The following is a 20,932-nucleotide window of genomic DNA, read 5'->3' as shown; positions in this document are numbered from 1 at the left end:
TGGGTAAAGCGTTGGGAACACGGCAGTTCATGGGGTACGGCGCAGCACCTCCCGGGCACGTGGCCGATGCAACCTGAGCAGCGCGTGGGCCAGCAGGCCGAACAGCAGCCCCCAGAACGCCGCTGACAGCCCCAGGAATGCCACCCCCGAAGCGGTGACCAGGAAGGTGAACAGCCCGGCGTCGCGCTCGGCCGGCTCTGCCAGGCTGCGGGCCAGGGCCTCGCTGATGGCGCCATACAGGGCCAAACCGGCCAGGGCAGCGATCAGCGCAGCAGGAAAGGCGGCGAACAGCGACATCAACGTGGCGCCGGCAATGCCCAGCAGCAGGTACAGCGCACTGCCAGCCACCGCCGCCACATAACGCCGCCTCGGGTTTTCATGGGATTCATGGCCGGTGCACAGGCTGGCGGTGACCGCCGCCAGGTTCAGCCCGTGGCAGCCGAACGGCGCCAGCAGCGCTCCAGCCAGGGCACTGGCGCTGATCAACGGGCTGGCGGGTGTGGCGTAGCCGGCGTTGCGCAGTACCGCCATGCCTGGCATGAACTGCCCGGTGAGCGCCACCAGCACCATTGGCAAGGCCAGGCTGAATACCGCCGAAAGGCTGAACTGCGGCGTGACCCACTGTGGCGAAGCCAGTTCCAGCACCAGTGCATCGCTGCGAAACGCCCCGCTGGCAACGGTCACCAGGGTGCCCACGCACAGCACCGCCGCCACCGCATAGCGTGGCTGTAGCCGGCGCATCAGCACGTAGGTAACGAACATCGCCAGCACCAGCAGCGGCTGCACTGGCAGGGCGCGGAACACTTCGATGCCGAAGCTGAACAGAATGCCCGCCTGCATGCCGGCAGCGATGGAGCCCGGCAGGCGGGCGATAATGCGGTCGAAGGCCCCGCTGATGCCGATCATCAGCAGAACCAGATTGGCCACCAGGTAAGCCCCCACGGCCTGCTCCAGGCCGAGTTGCGGCAAAGCGGTGACCAGCAGCGCGGAACCTGGAATCGACCAGGCGATCACCACAGGTACCCGGTAGCGCAGGCTGAGCAGCGCGCCGAGCACGGCGCTGCCCATGGACACGGCCCAGACCCAGGATGACAACTGTTGGTGGGACAGGCCGGCGGCTTCGGCGGCGTGGAAGATGATCACCAACGGGCCTGCGTAGGAGATCATCGTGGCGATGCAGCCAGCGACGATGGCGGACAGCGAGCTGTCCTTGATCAGGGTTTTCATGGCACCTCTGGCAAGGCATTGGCCGGGCGCGGTGCCCGGCGCTTGTTCTTCGGGTTACGCCTGCGCCGCAAGGGCCTGGGCGTGCCGACGGCCACTGGCCAGGTGCACGGCCATGGCCAGCGCAGCAATTGCGCCAGGGATGGCGAACGCGATGAAGTTGAGTTGCAGCGGCAGGTTGATGCCCATCAGTGCGCCGCCCAGCAGCGGGCCGACGATGGCGCCGTTACGCCCAATGCCCGAGGCCCAGCCCAGGCCGGTGGAGCGCACCGACAGCCCATACATTTGCGCAGCGCCGGCATACAGCAGGATCTGCGTGCCGATGGTGGTGGCGCCAGCAATGAAGATCAGCAGGTAAAGCACCGGCATCGGGCTGTTCACCCCCAGCAGGCTGATCGACAGCGCAGCGGCAATGAAGAACGCCACCTTCACCTTGACCAGGTTGTAGCGGTCGCCCAGCCAGCCGCCCAGAATTGCCCCGGCCATGCCGCCAAAGTTCAGCGCCAGCAGGAACGACAGGCTCGAACCCAGGCTGTAGCCCGCGTTGGCCATCAGTTTCGGCAGCCAGGAACTGAGTGCATAGACCATCAGCAGGCAGCAGAAAAACGCCAGCCACAACGCCAGTGTGCGTATGGCCAGGCCATTGCGGAACAGCTCCAGCACCGATGCCCCACTGCCCTTGCGGTCAGCGGCCTGCAACACGTCATCCGCCTGTACATCGCATTCCGGGTCCAGCCGTTTCAACAGTTTGCGAGCTTCTTCGGTGCGGCCCTGGCGCACCAGGAAGCCGATCGATTCAGGCAGGTAGTAGAGAATCACCGGCAACAGCAGCAGTGGCACGGCAGCGGCAAAGAACATCGACTCCCAACCAAAGCGCGGCAGCATGAAAATGCCTACGCCTGCCGACAGCATGCCGCCCAGCGAGTAGCCACTGAACATGATTGCCACCAGCGTGCTGCGCAGGCGCTTGGGCGCATATTCGTTCATCAGTGCCACGGCGTTGGGCATCAGGCCGCCGCAGCCCAGGCCGGCGATGAAACGGTAGATGCCGAACTCGCTCGGGCTGCTGGCAAAGCCATTGAGAATGGTTGCCCCCGAGAACAAGGCGAAACAGATGGCAATGCCCTTCTTGCGCCCGATACGGTCGGCCAGGCTACCGAATGCCAAGGCGCCGAACATCATGCCGAACAGCGCGTAGCTGCCCAGCGCACCGGCCTGCAACGGGGTAAGCCCCCACTCTTTCATGATGACCGGCAGTACCACGCCGTAGATGAACAGGTCATAGCCGTCGAAGATCAGCAGCAGGCCGCACCAGGCCATGACCATCCAGTGGAACGGGGTAAAGCGCGCGTTATCGATGATCGGGTGTACGTCAAGGGTTCGCATGGCATCTGTCGCTCTTGTTTTTGTTGTGAGGGAAAGCTGTTGCCTTGAGGTTGCTGCTCAGCCGAGGTCGCCGCCTCCTACCGGCAAGGTCACGCCGGTGATGTATGAGGCTTCGTCAGAGGCAAGGAACAGAATCGCGCCCACTTGCTCGTCGATGCTGCCGTAGCGGTGCATCAGGCTGCTGTCGAGGGTCTGGTCGACGATCTGCTGGTACCAGTGTTTTTCCTGTTCGCTTTGCTCGGCGCTGTTGCGTGGCACGCGACGGGGTGGCGCTTCGGTGCCGCCGGGCGCGGTAGCATTGACACGGATGCCACGGCCAGCGGTTTCAAAGGCCAGGCACGCGGTGAGCGCGTTGACGCCGCCCTTGGCCGCGCCATAAGGCACGCGGTTGACGCCACGGGTGGCGATGGACGAGACGTTGACGATGGCGCCGCTACCGCGTTCGAGCATGTAGGGCAGCGCGGCATGGCAGCACCACAGGGTAGGGAACAGTGAGCGCCGCACTTCGGCCTCGATCTGTTCGACTTCGTAGTGCTCGAAGGGCTTGGCCCAGATGGTGCCGCCGACGTTGTTGACCAGGATGTCGAGGCGGCCGAAGGTTTCCACTGCACTGGCCATGACACGGGCGCAGTCGGCGTGTTGTTCGAGGTCGGCGGTGAGTGTGAGCATGCCCTCGCCGGCCAGCTCGTGGACCAGTTCGGAACGGTCTACCGCCACCACTTGCGCGCCTTCGGCCTTCAGCCGCCAGCACACGCCCCGTCCGATGCCTTGTGCGGCACCGGTGACCAGGGCGACCTTGCCTTGGAATCTGTTGTTCATGTGTTTCTCCTGCATGACCCGGTTAATGGCAATTGGGAGGGCTGCGCCCTCCATCGCGACGCAAGGCCGCTCCCACGGGTACCGTGTTTGGCACAGGCTTGCGGCTTACTTGTGGGAGCGGCCTTGTGTCGCGAAAGGGCCGCAAAGCGGCCCCGACGATCCATCAGGCCGCTGCCGCGAACTTCTCGTAGTAGAAGTTGGCCGGGGTAATGCCCTGATCACGTACGTACTGGCTGACCGCTTCCACCATCGGAGGCGGGCCGCACAGGTACAGGTCCACATCGCCATCGTTCAGGTGGCGCGGCTCGATGTGCTGGGTCACATAGCCCTTCTGCGGGTACTGGCTGTCCGGGTTGGCTACGCAGGCGCTGTAGGTGAAGTTGGGAATTCGTGCAGCCAACGCTTGCAGACGATCCAGTTCAACCAGGTCGAAGTCATTGGTCACGCCATAGATCAGATGCAGCGGGTGTTCACTGCCCTGCTCGGCGATCCTTTCCAACATCGCGGTGAACGGGGCCAGACCAGTGCCGCCAGCCAGCAGCAACAGCGGGCGCTGGATAGGCCGCAGGTAGAAGCTGCCCAACGGCCCCGCCAGGCTCATGCTGTCGCCGGCCTTGGCCAGGTTGGTGAGGAAACTGCTCATCAAACCACCCGGCACGTTGCGGATCAGGAAGCTGACTTCGCCGTCCTTCTGCAACGAACTGAACGAATAGGCGCGGCTCTGCTCGCTGCCCGGCACCTTGAGGTTGACGTACTGCCCCGGCAGGAAGGCCAGGCGGCTGAGGGCCTCGCCCTTGATCGACAGGGCAATGGTGCTGGCCGACAGCTGGCGTACATCGCTGATGGCCGCCTCGAAGCTGGCCTGTTCGGTCTTGCACAGCTGCGACGAAGCCGGAATGCGGATGACGCAGTCGCTTTCGGCGCGCATTTGGCAGGTCAGTACGTAGCCTTCGGCAATTTCGTCTTCGTTGAGGGCATCTTCGATGAAGTTGTCGCCCAGGTCGTAGCGGCCGGATTCGGCCTTGCATTTGCAGGTGCCGCAGGCGCCATCGCGACAGTCCAGCGGGATGTTGATGCCTTGGCGGTAAGCAGCGTCTGCCACGGTTTCATAGCCGGTGGCTTCAATGAAACGGGTAACCCCGTCTTCGAAATTCAGTGCGATCTGGTAGCTCATGTTGCACCTCGCGGGCGAGCCGGCCCACGGCGCGTCGCAGGACGCACCGGGCAATGCTCGCAAAACCCTGTATCAGATGTGGTAGATGTCGATGACCTGGCGCACGTAGTCGTTCTTCAGCACCACCTTCTTGGCCTTGATCAGCGGCTGCTCGCCGCGCAGGTCGAGGGTGTAGAAGCTGGTGCCGAAGTAACTGTCGGTGGTCTTGTAGCGGAAGCTCAGGGTGTGCCAGTTGAAACGCACCTGGCAGCTGCCCTCGCCTTGCTCGACGATCTCGATGTTGCTGATGTTGTGCGAGGTGCGGGTATCCGGCACGGTCGCACTGGAGCGCTCGGTCTTGATACGGAACACGCGGTCTTCCAGGCCGCCACGGTTGCCGTACCAGATCAGCGAGATTTCGCTTTGTGGGTCTTCGGTGAGGGTGTCATCGTCATCCCAGCTCGGCATCCAGAAGCTGGCGTCGCTGGCGTACAGCTCCAGCCACTCGTCCCACTGGGCGTCATCCAGGTAGCGCGCTTCGCGGTAGAGGAAGTCGCGCACGGTTTCATACAGGCTCATTGCACGGCCTCCACAGGGATCAGCTGCTGTTCGTCCTTCAGGGCCTGGATCATGGTGTCCTGCCAGTATTTGTGTTGCAGCACGAACAGGCCTTCGTCCTCGGTGCGCACGCCAGACAGCAGCGGATGGAGCTCGATCTCTTTAGCCGCTTCATCGGCGCCTTCGACCCAGTGCTTCGCGCCACGGGACATGTCGTTCCAGCCAGTGCCGCCGCCGTAGCCGGTCTGGCAGGAGCGGAACTCTTCCAGATCGTCCGGGGTGGCCATGCCGCTGACGTTGAAGAAGTCTTCGTACTGGCGAATGCGCTTGGCGCGGGCATCGGCGCTCTCGCCTTTGGGCGCGATGCAGTAGATGGTGATTTCGGTCTTGTTCACCGAAATCGGCCGGGCAACGCGGATCTGCGAGCTGAACTGGTCCATCAGGTACACGTTCGGGTACAGGCACAGGTTGCGCGAGTTCTCGATCATCCAGTCGGCACGGGCCTGGCCGAAGTCGGCAGCCAGCTGGTCACGGCGCTCGTAGGCCGGGCGGTCTTCCGGGTTGGCCCAGCGGGTCCACAGCAGCAGGTGGCCGTGGTCGAAGGAATAGAAGCCCCCGCCCTGTTTGGCCCAGGAACCGGCGCTCATGGTCTTGATCTCGTCACCGGCTTCACGCTGCTTGCGCTGGTTCTGGGTAGCGGCGTAGTTCCAGTGCACGGAGCTGACGTGGTAGCCGTCGGCGCCGTTCTCGGCGGTGAGCTTCCAGTTGCCTTCGTAGATGTACGAGCTGGCACCGCGCAGCACTTCCAGGCCTTCTGGCGACTGGTCGACGATCATGTCGATGATCTTGGCCGACTCGCCCAGGTGTTCTACCAGCGGTTTTACATCGGCGTTCAGGCTGCCGAACAAAAAGCCTCGGTACGACTCGAAACGGGCCACCTTGGTCAGGTCGTGGGAGCCGTCGCAGTTGAAGCTGTCGGGGTAGCCGGCGTTGCTTGGGTCTTTCACCTTCAGCAGTTTGCCGCTGTTGTTGAACGTCCAGCCGTGGAACGGGCAGGTGTAGCTGGAACGGTTGCCGCGCTTGTGCCGGCACAGCATGGCGCCTCGGTGGCTGCAGGCGTTGAGGAAGGCATTGAGCTCACCGTCCTTGTTGCGCGCGATGAAAATCGGCTGGCGCCCCATGGTCAGGGTGAGGAAGTCGTTCTTTTCGGGGATCTGGCTTTCGTGCGCCAGGTAGATCCAGTTGCCCTCGAAGATGTGTTTCATCTCCAGATCGAACAGGCGTGGGTCGGTGAACATCTCGCGCTTGCAGCGGTAGATGCCCTTTTCACGGTCGTCCTCAAGCATGGCATTGAGGTAGTCGAATCCCAGGGACATGGCCAGGGTCTCCCTTGTTATTGTTTAGACCTGGTCAGGTTAGGGAGACGACTGGCGGGGGACTATCCGGATTGTGCAGAGTGCTATCCAGCGGTATGCGGCCTTCTTACTGCGGGAACAATTCGTTTGGGATCATGAAGCCAACTGACTCGTGGAAAGTGGGTTTCGGCTGCTTGCATTTTATCGTTGAGCGGAGCGAGCACGTTGAGCGCCTCCATCAAATCGCTTTGAGAACCTATTGGGGTTGCAGCTGAATCAACGCTCAAACCGGCAGCCCGCTTCAAATTTTCGCCATAATTGCTAGACACCTTGAGTGTCGTTCCTTGCACCAGTAATTTTTCCGGATCAGTCCAGACAGGAGCGTTAAGAATCGGCTCAATTTGAGAGCCGTAACCACGGCCTAATGCATTCACCGTAGCTACCGTGCTCGGGCTCACCACACGGCGCTCAAGAGTGCTGGTCTTGAAGTCTGGATTGAAGCTGTATCCGCCTTTAGCGTTTCCTGCCTTGGGCCTGATACTCGGCAGCAGAATGTGACCGGTTGGGTCAGTATTATTAACAGGATCCCCGCCACAGTAGGCGTAGCAATTTAATCCTCCAGCACCCATTGGGCTCAAACTGTCAGGGTTGTGGAATCTCATCAAAACCGGATTGAACGCACGGTATCCATTCCCCAGCAAGTAGTATCCTGTGGCAGATTCTTTTCTCTGCCCGCTGAAGCGCAGCACTAGCGCGAATTGATCAAATCCATCGTACCCATAAACGGCGTACTGCAATGAAGTCGGCATGATTGCCACCCTTTTCCCGAGATAAACCCAAGGGTGGCTTGCGCATGAAGTGCAAACAACTGGCAGAAATATCAGGTGCCCAAGCTGGCGCGCGTCACCCCCGCCGCTTGAACGTCTGCGAAGGCAGCTCACCAAACTGCTGCCGGTACACTTCAGAAAACCGGCCCAGATGCAGGAAGCCATAATCCAGAGCAAGCTCTGTCACACTGCGCACCCCACAAGTCGGGTCATTTAGACACGCATGCACCCGCTCCAGCTTGCGCTGGCGCACGTAATGCTTGGGCGTGGTACCCAGGTGCTGATCAAACAGCGCATACAACGAACGCAAACTCATGCAGGCCTGCTCTGCCAGCACCTCAGCCGACAGCTCTAGCTTCAGATTGCGCTCAATGTAATCAAGAATGCGCTCAAGGCCTGCTTGCGGAGCGCTCAGGCTTTCGCGGCGGATATTGGTGCTCATCAGGGTCAACAATTTGCTGGCGACAATCTGGCTATAGTGCCCCTGCACCCGAGGTAGCGAATCGGTCACTTCCGCTTCATGGCAAACCATGGCCAATAGGTTCACGAACCCGTCCAGTTCATCCAGTCGGTAATGGTTACGCAGGAACCGCACCCCGCCTTCTGGCCGGTGCCAGCGTTGCTCATCACAGATCGAGTCCAGCAGCCGGGTGGGCACCTTGAGGATGAACTTCTCGCAGTCTTCCGAATAGGTCAGGTCAACCGGGTCGTCCGGGTTGATCAACAGCAGCTCGCCCGGCACCAGGTGCTGCTCGCGCTTGTGCCCGCGCCACAGGCAGTTGCCGTTGAGCAACACTTGCAGGTGGTAGATGGTTTCCAGTGCTGGCGAGGTAACCCGGACACTGCCGCCGTAGCTGATGCGGCACAGGTCGAGTTCGGCGAACTTGCGGTGGCTGAGGCTGGCTTGAGGATGGGTGGTGCGCGACAGACCGATGCAATGCTGGCCTACATGCTGGTTCACATAATCGGACACAGCATAGGGGTCGGCGTGATGAAACACGCTACTGCGCTCGCTCAGCAGGCGGCTTTCCATAGGCAAGGCACTCGGTATCGTTATTGTTCTGGTCGCCGCTTCCTACGGCCTTGTGGGCTGTGGTTGCGGTCGTCACGGTCATTCTATCGGGCCGGTTGTGGGGTGATGAGGGCAGGTGACAACCGGCGGATAGGCACACTACAGCAAAAAGGCGGGGGTTGGGCAATGCGGCTTTGGCAATGGATGGGCGGATAGCGGACAGTGAGGGTAATAAATATGTTCGGCTATCGAACAGTAATTTCCTGCCGACCTGCCCACCCCTGACTCCGTGCCCGGTATTGGCGCGGGGCAATGGCAAACAGTTCACGAAACCGCCGGTAAAAATGCGGGAAACTGACAAACCCGCTGGCCACCGCCACTTCGGTCAACGACTTGCTGGTGTGCTGCAACAACTGCCGCGCATGGGTCAGGCGCAGCTCCAGATAATACCGTGGCGGCGTGGCCTGTACATGGCGGCGGAACAACCGTTCCAGGTGCCGACGGGACAACCCTGCGTGCTCGGCGATCTCATCGATGCCAATCGGGTCTTCTATATTGGCGTGCATCAGCTCCAGCGCAAGGCGCACGCCCTTGGGCAGGCTGGGGTCGATTTCCGGCGCGCTGGCCGGGGCGTCACTCATTACCCGCGAACGGTCACAGGCCAGCATCTGCTCGACCGCCCGGCGCAGCGGCGCGCCACCGCAGTGTTCGAGCAGCGCCAGCATCATGTCCAGCGCACTGCTGGCCCCGGCACAGCTCATGCGGCGACGGTCCAGCACATGGGCTTGACGGCTGATACGTACTTTGGGGAACAGTTCGTTCATCATCGCCCGGCCATCGGGGTGGAAGGCGCAGTCGTGATCGTTGAGCAGGCCGGCCTCGGCCAGGAAGTAAGCGCCGTTCCACAACCCGCCCAGCTGGCAGCCGTGCTGGTCAGCCTGGCGCAACTTGGCGCGCAGCAGTGGCGCGGTTTCCAGCCTTACGCGAAAGCCACCACATACCAGCAGCCAGTCGAGGCCTTGTACCTCAAGGTCGGCCAGCTGGGTGTTGACCGGCAGGGCGATGCCCAGGTCGCTCATTACCTGCTCGCCCTCGCCCACTACCTGGATCTGGAACAGCGGCGTGGCGCTCATCAGGTTGGCGGTGACCAGGCTGTCCATGGCGGCGGTGAACGCCATCATGGAGAAGTGCTCGCGCAGTACGAAGGCCACGCGCTGGCACGGCATTGACAGCGAGGTGCGCAAGGCAGGGTCCAGGTGGGCAAGGTTGGTGTTCTTGAGGATGCTTTCGAAGTGGCTCATGGTCTTAACTCAACAGCGGAAATCGCGTTGGTTTCTTCGCGGGCTCGCCCGCTCCCACAGGCCTTGCACAGTTTTCAAAACCTGTGGCGGACCTGTGGGAGCGGGCAAGCCCGCGAAGAGGCCAACGCTGATGGATCAGGTTACTTGCCGGACTGGGCCGCAGCGTCACGCGACGCTTGCAGCCACTGGTCAAACTGCTGGCGGTGGGCGGCAACCCATTCCTTGGCATGGCGGGTGATGTCGGCAGGCTTCTTCTCGCCCTGCTGCATCTTCAGGTTCTGGTTGCTCTCGTCGTCGGTGCTGATCTGTACCAGCGACAGGAACTTCAGCGCTGCCGGGTTCTTTTCGGCAAAGTCCTTGTTCAGCACGGCCACCACCTTGTCGATGGCAAAGCCGAGGTTCTTGCCGTGGTACATCGTGTCGACATCATTCTTGCCATCCGGCAGGTCGGTCTTCGGTACTTCCAGCCAGACCACGTCCTTGCCCTCCACCAGCACGCTGGCGATCCACTGTGGCACCCAGGTGAAGTAGAAGATCGGCTTGCCTTCCTTGTAACGGGTGATGGTGTCGGCCATCAGCGCGAAGTACGAGCCCTGGTTGACGGTGATGCTCTTGTCCAGGTCGTAGGCCTTCATGTGGTGGGCAATCACCAGCTCGCAACCCCACCCCGGGTTGCAACCGGTCATGTCGGCCTTGCCGTCACCGTCGGTGTCGAACAGCTTGGCGATCTCGGGCTTTTTAAGGTCGGTGATGTACTTGATGTTGTACTGGTCGGCAGTTTTCTTGTCGATCAGGTAGCCTTGGGCCACTCCCGGCAGAATGTCGCCGGTCTTGACCATCACGTCGTCACCACCGGCCTGCTGGTAGAACTGGTTGTGCAGCTTGTCCCACAGGTGCACGGTGAAATCGGCATCGCCATTGGCGAGGGCCACCATCATCACGCCGTACTCGGTCTCCTTCGGCTCCTGAACCTTGTAGCCCAGCTCGCGCAGGCCCTCCATGGCCACTTCGCCACGGAAGCGCTCTTCAGCGATGGAGGGGAAGATGGGCGTCACCTTCACGCCATCACCCGGCTTTTCCGCCGAGGCGTGGGCGCCCTGCGCTGCGGCGACCAAGGTCAGCGCCGTGGCGCATTTGAGGATGCTGCGGGAGAACTTGGATTCGTACATCGTCGCTTACCTTCTTCTGATTTTTATCTTCAAGTGCGGCAGATCGAACGTCTCAAAAGTCTTGCTGTGCTCAGGCGGTCTTGCGCCGCCCTTGCGGTTGCCCAGCGCCACACAGGCGCATCACCACGCCTACGGGGCCTGTGTGGTACCAGCGCAGGCTTGGGTCGGCGCTGGTGCGGGCGCCCATGGCCTGGGTCAGGCGGTCGAGGAAAATCGCCAGCAATACCAGGCCTACGCCGCCGACCGTGGCCAGGCCCATGTCCAGGCGGCCGATGCCGCGCAGTACCATCTGGCCCAGGCCGCCGACCGAAATCATCGAGGCGATCACCACCATCGACAGTGACAGCATCAGGGTCTGGTTGAGGCCGGCCATGATGGTCGAGGTGGCCAGCGGCAGCTGCACGCGGGTCAGCATCTGCCGTGGGGTGCAGCCAAAAGCGCGGGCGGCCTCGATCTTGTCTTCCGGCACCTGGCGGATACCGAGGTTGGTCAAGCGCACCAGTGGTGGCAACGCGAACACGATGGTCACCAGCACCCCTGGCACGTTGCCGATGCCGAACAGCATCACCACCGGCACCAGGTAAACGAAGGCCGGCAGGGTCTGCATGGCATCGAGCAGCGGGCGGATGACCCGCTCCATGCGGTCACTGCGGGCACACAGGATGCCCAACGGGATGCCGATGAGCGCGCAGAAGAACACCGAGGTCAGTACCAGCGCCAGGGTGGTCATCGACTCGGCCCACACACCGATCAGGCCCAGCAGGGTCAGGGTGACGAAACACAGCAAGGCCATGCGCTTGCCCGCCAATTGCCAACCCAGCAACGACGAGAGGATGATGCCGATGGTGGGAGGGATGCTCTGCAGGGTGAATTCGATGCCATTGAGCACCTGGTCGATGGGCCAGCGAATGGCGCGGAACACCTCTCGGAAGTTGTGCACCAGGAAATTCAGGGTAGCGGTGACCCAGTCACCCAAGGGGATGGTGGCCGCCTGGAACGGGTCGAGAAGGCTGAATTCGGACATGAGGGCTTACCTCTTTTAGTAAACGCTACGGGCGCTTCTTGTTTTAGTGGCGGCTCAGGGTCTGCAGCAGCTCGTTCTTCGACAGCGTGCCCTTGAAGGCACCTTGGCGGTCGAGCACCGGGACCGGATATGGCAGGTTGGCTGCAATACCCAGCACCTCGTGCAGCGGCGTGTCGGTGTACACCGGGCACTGCTCGTGCAGGCTGTAGCGGTCACTGGCGGATGCGCCGTTGGCGTCGGTGTCGACCACGCCCAGCAACTGCCCGCGGTCATCGACCAGGTAGCCGAACGGCACGCCGGCCTGGAAGCTCGGGGCCTTGCCGTTGACCTTGCACACCACGGCAGGGTCGAACCTGGCCACATCGCCGGCCTTGAGCACCCTTGAGCTGTCGAAGCTTTTGAAGAAGGTGCGCACGTAATCGTTGGCGGGCTGGTTGATCAGCTCTTGCGGGGTGCCGATCTGCACCACCCGGCCGCCTTCCATGATCGCGATGCGATGGCCAATCCGGATGGCTTCCTCGATGTCGTGGGAAATGAAGATGATGGTGCGCTGCTGCTCGGCCTGCAGGCGAATCAGCTCGCCTTGCATCTCGCTGCGGATCAGCGGGTCGAGGGCTGAGAACGCCTCGTCCATCAGCAAGATTGCCGGGTCGTTGGCCAGCGCCCTGGCCAGGCCCACGCGTTGCTGCATGCCGCCAGACAACTGGTGCGGGTAGCTGTGCTCATGGCCAGCCAGCCCAACCTGGCTCAAGGCTTCTCGGGCGCGGCTGTGGCGCTCGGCTTCCGCCACGCCGGCGATTTCCAGGCCGAACGCGGTGTTTTCCAGCACGCTCATGTGCGGCATCAGCGCAAAGGACTGGAACACCATGCCCATTTCCTTGCGGCGCACGTCCAGCAGGGCTTTGTCGGAGAGCCCGGTGATTTCCTTGCCGTTGAGGTGAATGCTGCCGGAGGTCGGCTCGATCAGGCGGTTGAACAGCCGCACCATGGTCGATTTGCCCGAACCGGAAAGGCCCATGATGACGAAGATCTCGCCACGCTTGACGGAAAAGCTTGCATCGAACACGCCGACGACGTGGCCGGTCTTGCTGAAGATTTCGTTCTTGTCGGCGCCCTTGCGGAGCATCTCCATGGCCATGTCCGGGTTGGGACCGAACACCTTGAAGATATTGTTTACCGAAAGAATCTCATCGGCATGGCTCATACGACCCTCTTTATTATGCTTATTAACCAATCTTTCAACATCGCACTTTCAATAAGGCGGGTAGAGATCAGTGCGAGTACGCTTGGCAGTCCGTTCAAATTCGAACGTGAGTCAAAACCGGCACGCAGAAAATCCTGCTTCAAAAAATTGTTCGACCTCGATGTCTCGAATGTCGCGCCGTGGGTTTAACGTTAGGCCCTGCACCAGAGCGGGTCCAACGACATTTGTATGGCGCTAACCATTACCTGAAGTTATCAATCGGCCCCTGAGCCCGGCGCCAGAGCCCTGCGCATTTACCTGCGCGCCTTGAACAGGCTAGAGTGATCTACCTGGCTAAGACGAAGGACCTCGCCCCACCCCATGGTCAGACACTCCGAACCCGATCAGACGCTGATCAAGATGCCCTCGCTGCGCGCGGTCAAAGTCTTCGTCGCCGCCGCCAAGTACCAGAACTTCACCCGCGCCGCCGAGGCGCTCTGCGTGACGCAGGCTGCGGTCAGCCGGCAGATTCGTGAGCTGGAAACCTACCTGGGGGCAGAGCTGTTTGCCCGTGTCGGTCGCGCGGTGGAGCTGACCGTGGCGGGCTCGATCTTCTTCGATGCGGTGCAGTTGTCGTTCGTCAACATCTCCCAGGCGGCCGAGCGCATCCGCAGCAACACCAACACCAAACACGTCGTCACCCTGTGTTGCTCGCCGGCGTTTGCCGCGCTGTGGCTGGGGCCGCGCATGCCAAAGTTCTTCGACGAAAACCCGGACATCGACATCAACCTGGTCACCACACAGAACTTCCTGTCGATGGAGCCTGGGGTACGCCCGGATATCTACATCACCAAAATCGGCAAGGTGCAGGCGGGCTACAGCTCGCACCCGCTCAACCATGACGTGATCTACCCGGTGTGCACACCGCACTACCTGGCGCAGCACCCCGAAATACGCACCCTGCAAGGGCTGCGCGATGGCACCTTGCTGAACCTCAGCCCCTATGGCCGCTCGCAGGTTGCCGAGCATGTGGACTGGAACGTGTGGCTGGCCTTTCATGACATCGACCTGAAAAGCCGCGCCAACACCGCGCCGCACTTTTTCAATGCCAATGACTACAACCTGTTGGTACAGCTGGCACTGGGCAGCCAAGGAGTGGCGTTGGGCTGGCATCACTTGATTGCACCGCTGGTGGTGCAAGGGCTGCTGGTGCGGCCTGTGGAGCAAGAACTGGTGTTGAAAGATACCTTTCACTTCCTGGCGTTCAATGAAGACAAGGAACATGACTCCAGTTGCCGGCGGTTGCGGGACTGGTTGCTGGACGAGTTTCAGCCGTTGCTGGAGTCATTGCGCTGAACTCATTGCACCGGCAGAAAATTCATTAACAACAAGCTTTGCGCGTAGTTCAGGCCAATCCGCCGGTAACGCTCGTCCAGGAGTTCCGCCAGCAAGTCCAGTCGGGCCACGATTTTACCGAACTCCACGGCAAAACTGAGGTTGCTGCCCTCTTCCGAAATTTCATTGGAGAACAGCAGCAATACCCCATTCGCGTCCTGGCGCTGGCTGAGCATCCAGGTTGCCTTCTCGATATTGCGCGCCGCGTTGTTAACGAATAGCGGGTCGATGGTATCGGTCATGTAAAACTCGGTACGCCCACCATGCGCGGTAATCAGCATGCTGCCGATGGCGTAAATAAAGGCGCCAACGCGATCACCGCGAAACTCCGGGCTCAGGGCGTAGCTCAATGCCGCCAGGTCACGGCGGTTGCCCAGTTGCGGCAATGGCTGGCGTTGCTCGATGGCCATGCGGATCTGCCGCTCGGCGGTGGCGGCGTCGATGTAGCCAGACATTTTCCACTGGTTGGGATTGCGCTGGTACAGCTTGTTCATCAGCAGGTACAGGCTTTGCAGGTTGTCACGCATGGACAGCGTGGCCATGCGGTCGACGCTGGTCTGGAACAGCTCGCTGGGTTTGCCGTTGCCGAACTGATTAACGATGTCACGGCCTTGCTCCTGGGTGCAGGCGCACAGGCATGTGAGGGCGCCTGCCAGCAGCAGGCGGGAGAAGAAACTTGGGTAGCTTGCAACCATCGGCACCGGGTCGATATTCGGCGGCTGCCTTGGGGGTCAAGGCAGCCTGGCCAAGCATAGAGCTCCGAAAACGGAAAAAGTGCAGTGGTTGGGGATTTTCAACTACATGGCGTGGCGCAACATCTCCACCACCTGCGCATGCAACGCCGGGTCACCACATGCCACCACGCAACCACCATTCTGCGCCGAGCTGCCGTCCCACGCAGTGATCACACCACCCGCCCCTTCAATGATCGGCATCAGTGCCTGCACGTCATACGGCTGCAGGCTGGCCTCCACGATCACATCGACAAACCCCGAAGCCAGCATGCAGTAGGCATAGCAATCACCGCCATAACGCATCAACCGCGCCTGACCGGCAACGGCCTCGAACGCAGCCTTGCGCTCGGCGGAATCGAACATGTCGGGGGTGGTGCACATCAGCGTGGCCGAGGCCAGGTCGGCGCAGGCACGGGTTTGCAGCGACGTGCCGCTGCGCCAGGCGCCTTCAGGGGTGCCGACAAAGCGTTCGCCGGTGAACGGCTGGTTCATCACCCCCACAACCGGCCGTTCGCCGTCATTCAGGGCGATCAACGTCCCCCACAGCGGCAGGCCGGTGATGAAGGCACGGGTGCCATCAATCGGGTCGAGCACCCAGGTCAGCGGGCTGCTGCCGACGGCGACACCCGCTTCCTCACCCAGAATACCGTGGTCGGGGTAGCGGGCCTGGACCAGCTCGCGCATGGCGTCCTCGGCCGCCTTGTCGGCCACGGTGACAGGGTCGTACAGGCGCCCGCCCTTGTCCTCGACAGCCAGGCTGGCACGGAAATAAGGCTTGATCGCCACCGCGGCGGCATCGGCCAGCTGCTCGGCGAAGGTGCGGAATTCACCGATCTGTTCAGCACTCAGGGACATGGGACGGCCTCAGGACAATGATTAGGGGCAGCATCATACCCGACACAACGAGCATCGCCAGCCTGCCGCTCATGCAGCCTGAGGCGAACTAGACTGAACAAGACCAGATCACCGGGGGGCTGCCACACGTGGAGGTGTGAGATGAGCCAGTTCAAGCGTTTGTTCGTCATGCTTGGCCCGCAAATGCGCCATACACCCGCGCTGCAACGCGCAGCGGCGCTGGCGGAGTCCAGCGGTGCACTGCTGGATATCAACGTGTTCGTCGATGATGTCGACACCTTTGGCTTGATGAGCGATGGTCGCGAACGTGAGCGGCTGCTCAGTGACAACCGCCAATGGCTGGCGGATGAGGCCGAACAGTTGGGCGATGCCGGCCTGGACGTGTCGACCGAACTGTTGTTGACCCGCGACCCGCTGGGCAGTGTGCTGGAGCGGGTCGAGCGGCTGGGTTGCGACCTGCTGGTCAAGGACGTGCAGCACGAACCGATTCTCAAACGCCTGCTGGTCACGCCCCTGGACTGGCAACTGCTCAAGGACAGTCCGGTCGCTGTACACCTGGTGAGCGACATCCGCCTGCCCTTGCCCCGGCAGATTGCTGCAGCGGTGGACCTGAACAGCCACGGTGCAGGCGAACACCTGGATGAACAGGTCATACAGACTGCCCATGCCCTGGCGCTGCAATGCAACGGCGAGCTCCATCTGCTGCATGTGTGCGATGCAGCCAAGACCCATATCGCCGATTTCGGTGCAGGTACGGTAACCATGCCTGGCTTCGACAGCAGCGTGCGTACCGCGCAGCGGGCCGCGTTCAACCGCCTGGGTGACCATCATCAGATTCCGCTGGAGCGCAGGCACTTCCTGGAAGGGGCAGCGATCAGGGCGATTGCCCAGTTTGTCGGCCACAGCCGGGCCGATGTGATTGTCATGGGCAGCCACCGGCATGACGCGATGCAGACGTTCCTGGGTGGGACCACGGCCCATGTACTGGAGCATCCGTTGTGTAATGTGCTGGCGATCAAGGCCGTTCACTGAGTTCTGGTATACCTGAACCGGCCGCTTCGTGGGCAAACCCGCTCCCTCAGGAATATCAACTGTGGGAGCGGGTTACCCGCGTAGAGGCCGGTGTGAATTTCACTGGTTGGTATTTGGTACACCAGTGCCACACAAAAAGAATGCATTTGATAATGATTCGTAGTAATTTCGCGACGCTTCCCCACCCTCTCCCTCAGCGCCTTACTCCAGGATCGTACCGTCGATGCGTCGCACGTTCGTTTCGCTTTGTGTGCTTCATGCTGTCTCCCCGCTGGCCTTTGCCGAGCCCGAACCGCTCAGCGACCCTGCCCAGATTGAACTCCAGGCTTTGAACATCACCAGCAACGCCGACAGCGAACGCGCCGATGGCCCGGTCGTTGGCTACAAGGCCACCCGCTCGGCCAGCGCCACCCGCACCGACACGGCGCTGCACGAAACGCCGCAGTCGGTCAGCGTGGTGCCCAAGGATGTGTTGACCGATACGGCCAGCACCCGCCTGCAAGACGCCCTGGACTATGCCGGTGGTGTGGGCCGCGCCAACAACTTTGGCGGGCAGGGCCTGACCACGGTCACTGTCCGCGGTTTCACCACTGGCGAGTACTACCGCAACGGCTTCCCGATGAACCGCGGTTACCCGAATGCGCCTGATGCCAACAGCGTCGAGCGTCTGGAAGTGATCCGCGGCCCAGCCAGCAGCCTGTACGGCCGTGGCGACCCCGGCGGCACCTTCAATGTGGTTACCAAACAGCCGCAGGCTGAACAGCAGGTAACCCTGGGCAGCCAGTTCGACGATCAGGGCATGCACCGCGCCACCCTCGACGCCACCGGTGCCTTGAACCAGGACGGTAGCCTGGCCTATCGCCTGAATGTGTTGGGCGAAGGTGGCGACAGCTTCCGCGACAACGTCGAAAGCGAACGCTACAACGTCGCGCCGGTGCTGAGCTGGCAGGTGAACGATGCGACCAAAATCGTCTTTGAAGGCGACTTCATGCGTAACAACCACCCGCTTGACCGCGGGCTGACGCGTTACACCAACCAGGCTGGCAGCGCCTCGCGCGATACCAACATCTGGGGCAAAGGCAGCGACAACATGCTGCACAACGATAACAACATGGCGCAGTTGCGTTTCGAGCATGCGCTCAATGATGACTGGACCCTGGGCGGCGGCATGCAGTGGCTGGACGGTACCCTCAAGGGCAACGCCATCGAAGCCAACACCCTGCAGGCCGATGGCCGTACCCTGGGGCGTAACTTCAACTACCGCAAGCTGAAATGGCGTGACCGCGACTACCAGTTGAACCTGACCGGGCACTTCGACACCGGTGGTTTCAGCCATACCCTGCTGACCGGTGTCGAGTATGAAGACTACGATTACAATTCGATCATCCAGCGCTCAGGCGGCAGCGCGACTGATTACACCATCGACTTGTTCGACCCGGTGTACGACCAGGCGCGCCCGGCCCTGAACCGCACCACCACGCATGACAAGGAAAACCTCAAGACCTGGGCATTCTTCGTTCAGGACCAGGTTGCCCTGACCGAGCGCCTTAAAGCCTTGGCAGGTGTGCGCTTTGAACGCTTTGAACATGACTACGTCAACAAGCTCAACAGTGCGGGTGACTTCGATAAAGGCGAGAACGGTGTAACCCCGCGGTTCGGCCTGCTGTATGACCTGACCGATACCGTCGCGGTCTATGCCAACACGGCCCGGTCGTTCAAGCCCAATACCGGAACCCCGGCCAGCGGTGGGGGATTCGACCCGGAGAAAGGCAAGTCCTACGAGCTGGGTGTGAAATGGGAGGCACTTGATCGCCAGTTGAGCGTTGACGCGGCGATCTACCACATCGTCAAGGAAAACGTACTGGCCAACGATCCCAGTGACCCAACTGGCACCTACAAGATCGCAGCCGGCGAAGTGCGCAGCCGTGGCCTGGACATCAACGTTGCCGGCAACATCACGCCTGAGTGGCGGGTGATTGGTGGCTATTCGTACGTGGATGCCCAAGTCACCAAGGACACCAGCCTGCCGACCGGCACGCGCCTGGCAAACATCCCGCGCAACAGCTTCAGCCTGCTCAACACGTATGAATTCCAGGATGGCTTGGCCAAGGGGCTGGGCCTGGGCGTTGGCGTAAAGTATGTGGATGATCGTCAAGGCCAGACCGCCGCGACGACCTACACCATGGAGCAATACACCGTGGTCGACTTGCTGAGCTTCTACCAGGTCAACGAACACGTCCGTCTGAACCTGGATGTGAAGAACGTGTTCAACAAAGGCTATGACGAGGGGGCGTTCAACAGCTATGTGTATCCGGGGGCGCCTCGGACAGTGCAGGCTGGGGTTTCGTATACCTTCTGACGGGTGTGGGGGCCGCTTGGCGGCCCCAAACCGCTAGAAACCCTTGCTGTAGAACAGCGAGTACGACTCGATCCCGTCGTTAGGCTGCTTGATGCCCGCATTGGAGTAATGCATCGCACGGATCCCTACCTTCTGCTCCCCCGGCAACTTCAAGCCAAAACCGATGCGGTCTTCGAAGTTGACCGAAGAACCCAGACGCTGATCGCCCACGTCGGTCTTGGAAAACGCCGCCAGGCCAATGCCGGCCTCGATGTACGGCGTGTAGGTGAAACCGCTGAACTCATAGGTGAACACCGGGCTGAACGACAGCGAATGTGCGCCACTGGCGTCCCCGCCCTCCCAGTAGGTATACGCGGCGTCCCAATACCCGCTCAGATAACCAGTGCTGCTTTCCAGCCATTTCTTGTCCCAGTCGAACGACATGCCAATACGGTAGGTCATGTCACCTTGGCCTGTGGCGCCAACGGCACCGGACACCTGCGCGGCCTGGGCCAGATTGGCCCCTGCAAAGGCCAGCACTGCAGCGGCCAGCGATGCTGCCAGACGGGTTTTCATCAACGACTCTCCTGATGGTCTACACGGCAAGCGGGGGCTTGAGCCCCTCGATTTTATGCGGTGCCCGGCACTTCCAGGCCGGTCACACGAAGTAATAGTTTTTTGATTATTGTCCAGATAATCAGAAAGTTGAAAGTGAATTGCCACTATTGGCTAATTCGCTTCTTTAAGATGTGCCTTGCCGTGCGCAGGGCTTCAGTCGTATTCCGCCTCTTCGTGTTCGCCCAGCAGGCGCCGTTGCCGGGATGTGGCGTGCTCCAGCACCTGCGGGTTGAAACGCCAGCTCAAGTACGGCGAAAACTTCTGTGCGACCATGCGCCGGCCGTAGTGCACTTGCAGCATGTCGCGCGCTCGGGCCTGGCTGCAGTTGGCCCCGCCGCTGTGCCACACGTCACTGCGAAACACTAGCGCATCGCCCGCCTTGCACAGCACCGGCACGGCTTCGCAGCCCTGCCAATGGTTCTCACCCGCCTGTGGCGAGCGCGCGGCGTGGTGGCTGCCAGGCACGATCCAGGTCGGCCCCAGGCTGTGATCAATCTCGCTGAGGTACAACTGTGCAGTCAGAATCTGCGCGGGTTGGGTGAAGTCCCCACGCTCTCTGAGCCAGCCGGGCAGTTGCATGGGCAAGTGGTCGAGGTGCAAAGGCATACCCGGGTAACCCGGATGGCTGCGCCAGGCGGTTTGCCCGATGACATGGCAATCGGTACCCAACGCCGCTTCAGCCAGTGCGATGAGTGGTGGGAGGTCGAGAAAAGGCAACCACAACGGGTTGCGGTTGAACACGCATTTGTAGTGTTCCAGCAGCCCTTGGTAATCCCAGTGGATCGGCTGCAGGTCATCGATGGCGCAGCGTAACAGGGCGATACGCAGGGGTTCGAGCACCTCCGGGATCAATACATAACCCTGCTCGTCCAACATCTCCAGTTGAAGGCTCAGGCTCATGGCGATGTGCTCCGACCCGGCAGGAGTACATGCGTACTCCCGCCCGTTA

Annotated in this window: 19 protein-coding genes; 3 read left to right on the top strand and 16 right to left on the bottom strand. The window is 61.4% G+C overall.

Annotated features, from left to right (window positions below):
• Positions 1-27 precede the first annotated feature (27 nt).
• The 12 genes from N436_RS11030 to N436_RS10970 form a co-directional block, all read right to left on the bottom strand.
• Positions 28-1,227, bottom strand: a complete 1,200-nt coding sequence (locus tag N436_RS11030; protein WP_110741017.1) for a benzoate/H(+) symporter BenE family transporter — start codon at positions 1,225-1,227, stop codon at positions 28-30.
• A 54-nt stretch (positions 1,228-1,281) separates the two neighbouring features.
• A complete protein-coding gene (locus tag N436_RS11025) occupies positions 1,282-2,610 on the bottom strand; it encodes an aromatic acid/H+ symport family MFS transporter (RefSeq protein ID WP_110741016.1) in 1,329 nt (442 codons plus the stop codon).
• Between the two features lie 57 nt (positions 2,611-2,667).
• Positions 2,668-3,429 (bottom strand): 1,6-dihydroxycyclohexa-2,4-diene-1-carboxylate dehydrogenase, encoded by a 762-nt coding sequence (locus N436_RS11020; RefSeq protein ID WP_019096256.1) that lies wholly within the window; start codon positions 3,427-3,429, stop codon positions 2,668-2,670.
• Positions 3,430-3,592: 163 nt separating this feature from the next.
• Positions 3,593-4,603, bottom strand: a complete 1,011-nt coding sequence (gene benC / locus N436_RS11015; RefSeq protein ID WP_105948133.1) for a benzoate 1,2-dioxygenase electron transfer component BenC — start codon at positions 4,601-4,603, stop codon at positions 3,593-3,595.
• 72 nt (positions 4,604-4,675) lie between these two features.
• Positions 4,676-5,161: a benzoate 1,2-dioxygenase small subunit gene (gene benB, locus N436_RS11010; protein ID WP_110741015.1), complete on the bottom strand. Its 486-nt coding sequence runs from the start codon at positions 5,159-5,161 to the stop codon at positions 4,676-4,678.
• Positions 5,158-6,516, bottom strand: a complete 1,359-nt coding sequence (benA, locus tag N436_RS11005; RefSeq protein WP_016715262.1) for a benzoate 1,2-dioxygenase large subunit — start codon at positions 6,514-6,516, stop codon at positions 5,158-5,160. Before benA ends, benB begins: the two co-directional genes overlap by 4 nt.
• An 83-nt stretch (positions 6,517-6,599) precedes the next feature.
• Positions 6,600-7,304, bottom strand: a complete 705-nt coding sequence (locus tag N436_RS28935) for an RHS repeat-associated core domain-containing protein (RefSeq protein ID WP_371920900.1) — start codon at positions 7,302-7,304, stop codon at positions 6,600-6,602.
• 94 nt (positions 7,305-7,398) lie between these two features.
• The gene (gene benR / locus N436_RS10995) at positions 7,399-8,355 is read right to left on the bottom strand and encodes a benABC operon transcriptional activator BenR (RefSeq protein ID WP_110741013.1); all 957 of its coding nucleotides are present in this window, start codon (positions 8,353-8,355) and stop codon (positions 7,399-7,401) included.
• Between the two features lie 224 nt (positions 8,356-8,579).
• Positions 8,580-9,635 carry a GlxA family transcriptional regulator gene (locus N436_RS10990; protein ID WP_105948129.1) on the bottom strand — a complete coding sequence of 352 codons (1,056 nt, stop codon included), beginning with the start codon at positions 9,633-9,635 and terminating at the stop codon, positions 8,580-8,582.
• 140 nt (positions 9,636-9,775) lie between these two features.
• Complete coding sequence (gene proX / locus N436_RS10980; RefSeq protein WP_110741012.1) at positions 9,776-10,804, bottom strand: glycine betaine/L-proline ABC transporter substrate-binding protein ProX; 1,029 nt, start codon at positions 10,802-10,804, stop codon at positions 9,776-9,778.
• A 70-nt stretch (positions 10,805-10,874) separates the two neighbouring features.
• Entirely contained in the window at positions 10,875-11,828 is a 954-nt protein-coding gene (gene proW / locus N436_RS10975; protein WP_105948126.1) for a glycine betaine/L-proline ABC transporter permease ProW, read from the bottom strand.
• A gap of 43 nt (positions 11,829-11,871) precedes the next feature.
• The gene (locus N436_RS10970) at positions 11,872-13,032 is read right to left on the bottom strand and encodes a glycine betaine/L-proline ABC transporter ATP-binding protein (RefSeq protein ID WP_105948125.1); all 1,161 of its coding nucleotides are present in this window, start codon (positions 13,030-13,032) and stop codon (positions 11,872-11,874) included.
• Between the two features lie 360 nt (positions 13,033-13,392).
• Here N436_RS10970 and N436_RS10965 point away from each other — a divergent pair, with 360 nt between their 5' ends.
• On the top strand, positions 13,393-14,367 hold the full coding sequence (locus tag N436_RS10965) for a LysR family transcriptional regulator (RefSeq protein WP_105948124.1): 975 nt from the start codon (positions 13,393-13,395) through the stop codon (positions 14,365-14,367).
• 2 nt (positions 14,368-14,369) lie between these two features.
• Here N436_RS10965 and N436_RS10960 read toward each other — a convergent pair whose 3' ends face one another.
• Both N436_RS10960 and hisN read right to left on the bottom strand, forming a co-directional pair.
• Positions 14,370-15,101, bottom strand: coding sequence for a hypothetical protein (locus N436_RS10960; protein ID WP_060499426.1), 732 nt, complete (start codon positions 15,099-15,101; stop codon positions 14,370-14,372).
• A gap of 102 nt (positions 15,102-15,203) precedes the next feature.
• The gene (gene hisN / locus N436_RS10955) at positions 15,204-15,995 is read right to left on the bottom strand and encodes a histidinol-phosphatase (RefSeq protein WP_110741011.1); all 792 of its coding nucleotides are present in this window, start codon (positions 15,993-15,995) and stop codon (positions 15,204-15,206) included.
• A gap of 141 nt (positions 15,996-16,136) precedes the next feature.
• Between hisN and N436_RS10950 the strand changes: the two genes are divergently transcribed.
• Both N436_RS10950 and N436_RS10945 read left to right on the top strand, forming a co-directional pair.
• On the top strand, positions 16,137-17,027 hold the full coding sequence (locus tag N436_RS10950) for a universal stress protein (protein ID WP_019096261.1): 891 nt from the start codon (positions 16,137-16,139) through the stop codon (positions 17,025-17,027).
• 223 nt (positions 17,028-17,250) lie between these two features.
• Positions 17,251-19,386, top strand: a complete 2,136-nt coding sequence (locus N436_RS10945) for a TonB-dependent siderophore receptor (RefSeq protein ID WP_110741010.1) — start codon at positions 17,251-17,253, stop codon at positions 19,384-19,386.
• Positions 19,387-19,419: 33 nt separating this feature from the next.
• Here the strand turns inward: N436_RS10945 and N436_RS10940 are convergent, their stop codons facing one another.
• Entirely contained in the window at positions 19,420-19,941 is a 522-nt protein-coding gene (locus N436_RS10940) for an acyloxyacyl hydrolase (RefSeq protein WP_019096263.1), read from the bottom strand.
• A 195-nt stretch (positions 19,942-20,136) separates the two neighbouring features.
• Complete coding sequence (locus N436_RS10935) at positions 20,137-20,883, bottom strand: phytanoyl-CoA dioxygenase family protein (RefSeq protein ID WP_110741009.1); 747 nt, start codon at positions 20,881-20,883, stop codon at positions 20,137-20,139.
• Positions 20,884-20,932 lie beyond the last annotated feature (49 nt).

The organism is Pseudomonas sp. RV120224-01b (assembly GCF_003208145.1).
Taxonomy (GTDB): Bacteria; Pseudomonadota; Gammaproteobacteria; order Pseudomonadales; family Pseudomonadaceae; genus Aquipseudomonas; species Aquipseudomonas monteilii.
Note: the sequence above shows the minus strand (reverse complement) of the source record. Positions and strands in the feature narration are given on the sequence as shown.